The following is a 3,527-nucleotide window of genomic DNA, read 5'->3' on the forward strand; positions in this document are numbered from 1 at the left end:
ACCAAGGCTTCGAGACGCTGGAATGAGCTGGCTGTCGCCCTCCGACTGGCAAGCGGTTGTCCTGTCGCTGAAAGTGGCGGGCTGGGCGACGCTGCTGTCATTGCCACCGGGGCTATTCGTGGCCTATGCGCTGGCCCGCTGGCGCTTTCCGGGGCGCAGCCTCGTCAACGGGCTGGTGCATCTGCCGCTGATCCTGCCGCCCGTCGTCACCGGCTACCTGCTGCTGATCGGCTTCGCGCCGAACGGGATAATCGGGGCGGCGCTGGCGAGGATCGGGATCACGGTGGCCTTCTCCTGGCGCGGGGCGGCGCTGGCCGCCGGGATCATGGCCTTTCCGCTGATGGTGCGCGCGATCCGGCTCGCGATCGAGGCGGTGGACCCGAAGCTGGAACAGGCGGCCTCAACCCTCGGGGCTTCGCGCATCGCCAGTTTCGCAACGATCACCCTGCCCCTGATCCTGCCCGGCATCCTTGCCGGCAGCATCACCGCCTTCGCCAAGGCGATGGGCGAATTCGGCGCGACGATCACATTCGTATCGAACATTCCCGGCCAGACCCAGACCCTGCCGCTCGCGATCTATTCGCAATTGCAGGTGCCGGGCGGCGAGGCGGATGCCGCGCGGCTGGTGGTGATCTCGGTCATGCTGGCGCTTGGCGCGCTGTTGGTCTCGGAATGGCTGGCGCGACGGATCGCGGCGCGGATCGCGGGGCATAACTGATGCTGGAAATCTCGCTCAGCCATCGCCTGCCCGCGCTCGATCTGGACGTCAATTTCACCGCGCCCGAAGGCGTCACCGCGCTGTTTGGCCCGTCCGGCGCGGGCAAGACGACGGTGGTGAACGCGGTCGCCGGGCTGCTGCGTCCTGACCGGGGGCGGATCGTGGTGAATGGCGAGGTGCTGCTCGAGACCGAGGCCGGCATCTGCCTGCCGCCCCACAAGCGCCGTATCGGCTATGTCTTCCAAGACGCCCGGCTTTTCCCGCATCTCAGCGTGAAATCGAACCTGCTCTACGGGCAGCGCTTCAACACCTCCAAGACCGCGCCGGAGTTCGACCGCATCATCGAGATGCTCGGCCTCGGTGCTCTACTGGAGCGCCGTCCGGCCGCACTTTCGGGCGGCGAGAAGAGCCGTGTCGCCTTGGGACGCGCGATCCTGTCGAACCCGCGCATGCTTCTGATGGACGAGCCGCTGGCCGCACTGGACGCCGCACGGAAGGCAGAAATTCTTCCATATATCGAGCGGTTACGGGACGAAGTTAAACTTCCCATCCTCTATGTCAGCCACGCCCCCGCCGAGGTCGCGCGGCTTGCAACCTCCATCGCTCTGATCGAAACCGGACGCCTGCGCGGCTTCGGCCCGGCGCGCGAGATCCTGTCCGATCCGACGCTGGCCCCGGCGCTCGGCCAGCGCGAAGCGGGCGCGGTGATCTCGGGTCGGGTTCAGGCGCAGGAGAACGATGGGCTGACCCGGATCGAGACCGCAGGCGGCCCGGTGCTGCTGCCTTATCCGGCAGGCCAGCCCGGCCAATCGCTGCGGCTGCGCATCCATGCGGGCGACGTGACGCTGGCAGTGGGACGCCCCGAGGGGCTGTCCGCGCTCAACATCCTGCCCGTCACGGTCGCGGAGCTGCGCCCCGCCGATCCGCCCAGCGTCTACGTGCGCCTGAAGATGGGCGACGAGCATCTGCTGGCCCGGCTCACCACCCGCTCGGTCGAAGCACTTGGCCTGACCGAGGGAATGGCGTGCCACGCGATCATCAAGGCGATGTCGGTGGCCTCCGAGGATGTGGGCTAGCGGGGTTTACCCCGCCAGCAGCGCCGCGTTGCCGCCCGCCGCGGTGGTGTCGACGCACAGATGCCGCTCGTGGAGGACATCGGCCTTCTGCACCGCGCCGGTGGTCAGCGTCAGGATCGGACCTTCGCGTTTCGCAAGCGCTTTCACAAGGGCGCGGGTATCGTGCCCCCACCAGATGGCGCCCGCGATATCCTCAAGCGTTTCAAGCAATTCCGGGGCGATCTTGCCATCGGCCCCGACGGCCACGCCGCCCAGCTTCTCGACCGCCTTGATCTGCGCGACCTGCGCAGCCTCGCCCGGCCCGAGGCACAGGATCGGCCCGCGCGGATAGCGACGCAGCGTGTTCGCCTCGCCCGTCGGTCCCGGCAGTTCGAGCGCTTCGAGCGGCTCGCTCGCCTCGGCCTTCGCTGCCGCTTTCGCCAGCTTCTTGCGCAGCGCATCGAGATCGGCCTTGTGACCCCATTCGCCATTCTTCGACGACGCCTCGGGCGCCATCGCGAAGCGCGTGAGATACAGCGGACCGCCCGCTTTCGGACCCGTGCCCGACAGCCCCTCACCGCCGAAGGGCTGCGAGCCCACGACCGCACCGATCTGGTTGCGGTTGACGTAGAGGTTGCCGACATGCAGCGCGTCCGAGACCTCCTGCACGCGGTTGTCGATCCGGCTGTGCAGACCGGCGGTCAGCCCGTAACCGGTGGCGTTGATCGCGGCGAACACCTTCTCGATATCCTCGGCGCGATAGGTCGCGATATGCAGAACCGGGCCGAAGACCTCACGCTCCAGCGCCTCGATGCCGGAGACTTTCACCAGCGTCGGCGCGATGAAATGCCCCTTGGACGGCGCGTCGAGCTTGTGCAGCACGCGGCCCTCTTTCTCGGCATTCGCGATATAGGCGGCGATATCGGCCTGCGCCTCGCCGTCGATCACCGGGCCGACATCGGTCGACAGATACCACGGATCGCCCAGCGACAGCTCGTCCATCGCACCCTTGATCATCGAGATCAGCCCCTCAGCCACGTCTTCCTGCACATAGAGGCAGCGCAGCGCCGAGCAGCGTTGACCCGCCGACTGGAAGGCCGAAGCGATGATGTCGCGCGTGGCCTGTTCGGGCAGAGCGGTCGAGTCCACGATCATCGCGTTCAGACCACCGGTTTCCGCGATCAGCGGCGCGGTCGGATCGAGATTGTCGGCCATCGACCGGCGGATCATCTTCGCCGTCTCGGTCGAGCCGGTGAAGGCGATGCCCGCAATCTTCGGGTTGGACGACAGGGCCGCGCCCACCGTCTCACCCTGACCGGGCAGCAGTTGCAGCACGTCGCGCGGCACGCCCGCCTCATGCATCAGGCGCACGGCGATGGCCGCGACGAGCGGCGTCTGCTCGGCCGGTTTCGCGATCACGCCATTGCCCGCAGCCAGCGCGGCCGAGATCTGGCCGGTGAAGATCGCCAGCGGGAAGTTCCACGGGCTGATCGCCGCGAAGATACCGCGTGCGGTCGGATCGCTCTCTTCGGCCTGCGCCGAATAGTAATGCAGGAAGTCGACCGCCTCGCGCAATTCGCCCACGGAGTCGAGCTGGCTCTTGCCCGCCTCTTTCGCGAGCACCGCGAAGAAGGGCCCGAAGTTTTCCTCGTAAAGCGCCGCCACGCGACGCAAAACGGCGGCGCGCTCAGCGACCGGGGCAGTCCACGGACGCGCAGCGTCGATGGCGGCCGCGACACAGGCCTCGGCGGCCT

General features: G+C 67.7%; 3 protein-coding genes. 2 read left to right on the forward strand and 1 reads right to left on the reverse strand.

The window, feature by feature from the left end:
- Window positions 1-22: 22 nt before the first annotated feature.
- On the forward strand, window positions 23-718 hold the full coding sequence (gene modB / locus B3D39_RS01520; RefSeq protein ID WP_286789312.1) for a molybdate ABC transporter permease subunit: 696 nt from the start codon (window positions 23-25) through the stop codon (window positions 716-718).
- Window positions 715-1,794, forward strand: a complete 1,080-nt coding sequence (modC, locus tag B3D39_RS01525) for a molybdenum ABC transporter ATP-binding protein (RefSeq protein ID WP_414717954.1) — start codon at window positions 715-717, stop codon at window positions 1,792-1,794. The genes modB and modC overlap by 4 nt, the downstream gene beginning before the upstream one ends.
- A 6-nt stretch (window positions 1,795-1,800) precedes the next feature.
- Here modC and B3D39_RS01530 read toward each other — a convergent pair.
- The coding region (locus tag B3D39_RS01530; protein ID WP_286789313.1) for an L-glutamate gamma-semialdehyde dehydrogenase at window positions 1,801-3,527 on the reverse strand (1,727 nt) is incomplete at its 5' end.

This window comes from Thioclava sp. UBA3469, from assembly GCF_002378135.1.
Classification (GTDB): domain Bacteria; phylum Pseudomonadota; class Alphaproteobacteria; order Rhodobacterales; family Rhodobacteraceae; genus Thioclava; species Thioclava sediminum.